Here is a 6,266-nt window from a genome sequence, read left to right as displayed (position 1 = left end):
ATCAAATTGACTCTTATTCAGTCTCCGTAACCTTTAAAGATCTTGAATCGCTTCGATGAGCTTTTTGACTGGAGTATGGTCTGACTCTATCCTATTGTCCATACTATCTAAATATGCTGACTACCTAGAGTGAAGAAAGAAAATGTGTCGGGCCTTTTCCTAACCATTAGTTTATGTATTGTAAAAATAGATTGCCGATGTAGTTCACTCATCGAAGTGAACACACAATGGGGCAAAAGTGTTTTAGCTTACCTGCCCCGTATTGAACAATATGAACGCGCAAATATAAGCGGTGAGATCGATAGCTTTACTCAGCGGTATTCCTGCACCATGGTTCGCATTGACATCAGTACGAATCATCACAGGCGCACCACCTTGATGCTTGTCTTGAAATTAACGATACAAAGATTTGGTCGACTCTCTCACAATTAAATCAATCGGAGGCAACCTTGCTTCATGTCGCTCGCCAGATAACAAGTTCAAGATCGACTGAGCACACACTTCACCAATCTCTTCAATTGGCTGCCTTAATGTTGTTAACGCGGGTGTGAAATACTTCAACGTTGGTAAGTCATCAAACCCAATCACTGACACATCTTCTGGCACTTTATAACCGTGATCGTGTAGCGCCTTAATCGCCCCGTAAGCGGTTTGGTCGTTAGCAGTAAACAAGGCGGAGAAGTGAACCCTAGATTCTAACTCTTGAATTCGTTTTTCTAATGCTTCGATATCAGTATCAGCAGCAAAAGAAGAGAGTGAAGCAAGCGAGGCCGCCACTGCGACTGTTATTGGCAAAAGCTTAAATTTTTGCATTGTAATTCCCTATTATTTTTTTGAGTTTTCATCGAACAGGGAAATATTAAGCAATGAAAGCGTTGAAAAGTTGGTTGCTGTTCACACTGATAAATCAGCCTAAATGCCATGAAACTTTTAGAATATCCATGACGAAAACTACTGATTTAAGATCAACAGGTTACGGTTGATATTGCGTGAGATATCAGCTTGAAATCGCTTTCATTTCATCAGTATTGGTGGCGGCTATCACGGAAAACAGTGTGTGAAAGTGAAGGAAATATGACGCAGTTTTGATTGGTTTTCATATATATGAAAAGCCTCAAAATCTAAGGTAGATTTTGAGGCTTCTTGGTCTGAGTAAAATACCCAGTTATCTAGAATCAAGCATTCGTTAAAGTGAATCTAGAGACGCAACCCCCATATTGAACAGAGTAAATGCGTAGATATCGGCGGTGAGATCGATCGCTTTGCTGAGCGGCATTCCGGCGCCATGGCCCGCATTAACATCAATACGAATCATCACGGGCGCACTACCTTCATGCTTATCTTGCAGCTCTGAGATGAACTTATAAGAGTGAGCAGGCACTACGCGGTCATCGTGATCAGCGGTCGTCACCAATGTTGCTGGATAATCCGTGCCACGCACCACATTATGAACCGGAGAATAGCCAAGCAGATATTCGAACATCTCTCTGTTCTGCGCGGATGTGCCATAGTCGTACGCCCACCCTTCGCCAGACGTGAATGTGTGGTAACGCAACATGTCCAACACCCCAACAGCAGGCAGAGCCACTTGGAACAGCTCAGGCTTTTGTGTCATACAAGCTCCTACCAGCAAGCCTCCGTTAGAACCGCCGCGAATCGCCAACTTATCGCTACTGGTGTAGTTTTCTTCAATTAAGAACTCGGCAGCAGCAATGAAGTCGTCAAAGACATTCTGCTTTTTCTGCTGAGTTCCCGCTTTGTGCCACGCCTTACCATACTCACCACCGCCACGCAGGTTCGGCACCGCATATACGCCACCCAGTTCTAGCCAACTGCCAACCGTGCCCGAGAAAGAAGGCGTTAGGCTAACGTTAAAGCCACCATAGGCGTACAACATGGTTGGATTATTGCCATCTAACACTAATCCCTTCTTATAAGAGATAAGCATCGGAACCTTGGTGCCATCCTTCGAGGTATAGAAGACTTGTTTAGACTCAAATTGATCCGACTCAAACGGAGACTCAGAGCGTTGGTAGATTTCAGAATTGCCTGATTCGACATCGAAAGAGAAAATCGTTGGCGGCGTTACATAGTTGGTAAAGGTGTAATAAAGCTGAGTTTGCTCGTTTTTTCCACCTAAGCCACTGGCCGTTCCCAGCCCAGGCAAATGAATTTCACGAACTAGGTTACCTTGGTAATCCAGCTGCTCAATTTTCGACACCACATCCACCATGTAGTGAGCAAACAAGTGGCCACCACCCGTGCTGATATCCAATGGCTGTGGCTTTTCAGGGATGATTTCGAGCCATTTCCCATCGCGAGTACCAAAGCTCACCACCTTGCCATTAGGCGCATCAAGATTCGTATATAGAATGAAGGTCTCATCTTGGTTATCGATGAGATAAATGTCGCTATCCACATGATCAATCAGCGTGTTCAGCTGTTGTTCTGGTGAGTTTAAATCGATATAGAACAGTCTATTACCCGATGTCGACTCTCGCCCTAGAATGATCAAGTAACGGTCGTCTTCGGTGGTATAGCCTGATACATAGCGGTGCTGCTCAGCGTTGTTCTCACCAAAGATAACTTTGTCGCTAGCTTGCTCTGTACCCAACTCATGGAAGTACAGCTTGTGTTGCTCAGTACGAGCAGAGAGTTCACTGCCGTCTGGCTTGTCGTAACTAGAGTAATAAAAGCCGCGATTACCCAACCAAGAAATACCAGTAAATTTGGCGTCAGTGATTTCGGCTTCAAGCTGCTGTTTAGTCTCGGTATCAATCACGAAGATCTTGCGCCAGTCGCTACCACCTTCAGAAATGCTGTACGCCACTAAGCTGTAGTCTTTAGAAAACGACACCGAGCCTAGAGATGTGGTGCCGTCTTCCGAGAAGGTATTCGGATCTAGGAAGACTTCAACCTGTTGCCCCTCTTTCTGACGATAGAGAATACTGTGGTTCTGCAGACCATCATTCTTATAGAAATAGGTGTAATCACCTCGCACAAACGGCTGTGAGCTCTTTTTGTAGTCTTGCGCTTTCGCTAATCGCTCTCGCAGTTCTGCGCGATACGGGATTTGAGCGAGGTAATCAAACGTCACTTCATTCTGGCTCGCCACCCACTGCGCGGTTTCGTCACTTCTGTCGTCTTCTAACCAGCGATATGGGTCTTCGACTATCTGACCAAAATAGTCATCGCTGACGATCTGTTTGTTGGTGACTGGATATGGATACTCTTTTAAATAGCTCATCGTGATCCTTATTAAAAATAATGTGAAATCGTCAGATAACGCGTTCTGATGTGTTCAATCAATAACTTAATCTTGTTCGGTGGCTGACGAGTGAACGGGTACACCGCATAAATACCCAGCTTTTTACCGACTAAATCAGGGAAGATATCCACCAGCTGGCCGTTACGAATATCGTGATACACCAGACAACGTGGCACGTACGCCACACCATGACCGCCCAGCGCCGCTTTTCTTAACGCGGTCGCATTGTCAGTCGAAAAAGAGCCCGCAACACGCACGATATATTTGTCATTGTCGGTACAGCCATCTTTACTATGCAGAAACTGCCATTCGCTAGCACCCGTTGTTTGATAGGCGTATTGCAAGCAATTGTGCTGCACTAAATCTTTAGGCAGCATCGGCTTACCGTTCTTAGCAATATAAGACGGCGAAGCGCACACCACCCATTGTGAATCCAATATATGACGAGCAATGAGGCTTGAATCTTCCAAGTAGCCGGTTCGAATCACCAAATCGAGACCATCCTCAACCAAGTCGACAAAGCGATTATTCAGAGACATATCGACCGTTAAACCTGGGTGCATATTACAAAACTCGGCAACAGCGTCTGCCAGAATCAAATCTCCGGAGATAGTAGGCACTGACATTTTGATATGACCACTAACATTTTCACCAAAGCCTGAAACTGCGTCCATAGCCTCTTGAGCCGCCTGCTTCACATTTTTGGCTCCGTGTAACATTGCCTTACCCGCCTCGGTAAGCGTCAATTTACGCGTGGTTCGATATAATAGCTGCACGCCAATCTCTTCTTCCAAACGCGCAATTCTCTTACTAACTACCGAATTTGTAAGGTTATTTTGCTCTGCCACCTTACTAAAACTGCCCAGCTCTACTACCTGTGAAAACAGGATCAAATCGTCTGCTCGCATTTGATTATGCCAATTTTGGAATTAATTATTTTCATTATTTCCCTATATCAATAAAAAATAAAGGGGTAAATTCACGCCAAATTAACAAAACAATTACAAAAACAGCTTTTGCAATCACATCGGTTACAAATAAAGCGACTCTAATTACAACAATTGAATCCTCGAGATTCAGATTACACCTACAAAACTAATGACGTGTTATTCACTTCAAACATGAACGTTTGAAAACAAGTACGAGGAAGTACCCATGAGTGAAACTCTACTAGCATTATTGGCCTTTTCGCCAATAGTTGTTGCAGCGATTCTGCTGGTTGGCCTTAACTGGCCTGCAAAAAAAGCGATGCCAGTGGCATTTGCATTAACCGTTGCTATCGCCCTATTCGCATGGGATATGTCTAGCACTCGCGTGCTGGCTTCAGTATTCCAAGGCTTCGGCATTACCGTGTCGGTTCTCTGGATTGTGTTTGGCGCCATCTTCTTATTAAACACTTTGAAACACACCGGAGCTATCACCACCATCCGCAACGGATTTACTGACATATCAGCAGACCGTCGTGTACAAGCGATCATCATTGCTTGGTGTTTTGGTTCATTCATTGAGGGCGCATCTGGCTTCGGCACACCCGCTGCAATCGCCGCTCCCTTACTCGTTGCAATCGGCTTCCCAGCATTAGCTGCGGTACTGATGGGCATGATGATTCAATCTACGCCGGTATCGTTTGGCGCGGTTGGTACACCTATCATTGTTGGCGTAAACAAAGGTTTGGATACGCACAACATCGGTGAAAGCCTGATTGCCAATGGTTCAACATGGGATGCTTACCTACAACAGATCACATCAAGTGTTGCGATCATCCACGCCTGCGTTGGTGTGATGATTCCTGTATTGATGGCGATGATGCTGACTCGCTTCTTCGGTAAGAACAAAAGCTGGACTGAAGGTCTTGATATCCTGCCATTCGCACTGTTCGCAGGTGCCGCTTTCACCATTCCTTACGCACTAACGGGTGTTTTCCTAGGTGCTGAGTTCCCATCACTGATTGGTGGTTTGGTTGGCCTTGCGATTGTTGTAACAGCAGCAAAACGCGGCTTCCTAGTACCTAAATCAAAATGGGATTTTGAGAGCGAAGACAAGTGGCCTGCAGAATGGCTAGGTTCTCTGAAAATCGACCTTGACGACAACAATCAAGGCCATAAGAAGATGAGCATGGCGATGGCATGGGCACCATACGTGCTGCTAGCGGTGACCTTGGTTGCGAGCCGCGTGAGCCCTGAATTCAAAGGCCTACTGAAGAGCGTTAGCCTATCGTTCAGCAACATCCTTGGTGAAACCGGTGTGAGCACTGCGATTCAGCCTCTGTATCTACCGGGCGGTATCTTGGTCTTCGTCGCGCTGGTTGCTGTTCTCATGCAATCTCGCAGCGCAACGCCACTGGCTAAAGCCTTCGGTGAATCGAGCAAGACTCTGATTGGCGCAGGCTTTGTGTTGGTGTTCACCATCCCAATGGTTCGTATCTTCATTAACTCTGGTGTGAACGGCGCAGATTTAGCAAGTATGCCCGTAACCACGGCAAACTTCGCAGCTGACCTCGTCGGCAGCGCATTCCCAGCGTTAAGCGCCACGGTCGGTGCGTTAGGTGCTTTCATTGCGGGTTCTAACACCGTTTCAAACATGATGTTTAGCCAGTTCCAATTCGAAGTAGCACAAACTCTGTCTATCTCTAGTGCTGTAGTTGTTGCTCTGCAAGCCGTTGGTGCAGCAGCAGGTAACATGATTGCGATTCACAACGTGGTAGCCGCATCGGCGACCGTAGGCTTGTTAGGACGCGAAGGCGCAACACTACGTAAGACTATCATCCCAACGTTCTACTACTTAGTAATGACAGGAATCATCGGCCTAGTGGTTATCTACGGCTTCAAAATGACAGACGCACTTATGTAAACCATAAGTCGTTACAAAAGCACTTGGCGTTAATACTCAATTCCCCGACTGCAACACCGTCTAATAAGACAGTTGATGAGTTTCGGAATGGATACTAAAACACATCAACACCCTCGGGTATTAACGCCATTTTATTAAGAATAACAAG

Annotated in this window: 3 protein-coding genes and 1 pseudogene; 1 reads left to right on the top strand and 3 read right to left on the bottom strand. The window is 45.9% G+C overall.

Annotated features, from left to right (window positions below; translation table 11 throughout):
* Positions 1–393: 393 nt before the first annotated feature.
* From F0229_RS20355 to F0229_RS20345, 3 genes and pseudogenes are all read right to left on the bottom strand, one after another.
* Positions 394–747, bottom strand: a pseudogene (locus F0229_RS20355) (substrate-binding domain-containing protein); the annotation flags it as partial.
* Positions 748–1,186: 439 nt separating this feature from the next.
* Positions 1,187–3,247, bottom strand: coding sequence for a prolyl oligopeptidase family protein (locus F0229_RS20350; protein ID WP_171733563.1), 2,061 nt, complete (start codon positions 3,245–3,247; stop codon positions 1,187–1,189).
* A gap of 11 nt (positions 3,248–3,258) precedes the next feature.
* Positions 3,259–4,176 carry a LysR family transcriptional regulator gene (locus F0229_RS20345; protein WP_017068571.1) on the bottom strand — a complete coding sequence of 306 codons (918 nt, stop codon included), beginning with the start codon at positions 4,174–4,176 and terminating at the stop codon, positions 3,259–3,261.
* A gap of 247 nt (positions 4,177–4,423) precedes the next feature.
* On the opposite strand from F0229_RS20345, the gene F0229_RS20340 reads away from it, so the two are divergent.
* Positions 4,424–6,118: an L-lactate permease gene (locus tag F0229_RS20340; protein ID WP_171733562.1), complete on the top strand. Its 1,695-nt coding sequence runs from the start codon at positions 4,424–4,426 to the stop codon at positions 6,116–6,118.
* Positions 6,119–6,266: the final 148 nt, after the last annotated feature.

The sequence above is a fragment of the Vibrio sp. AIC-3 genome, from assembly GCF_013114515.1.
GTDB classification, from domain to species: Bacteria; Pseudomonadota; Gammaproteobacteria; order Enterobacterales; family Vibrionaceae; genus Vibrio; species Vibrio crassostreae_C.
The sequence above is the reverse complement of the archived record's forward strand: the minus strand, read 5'-3'. Positions and strand labels throughout refer to the sequence as shown.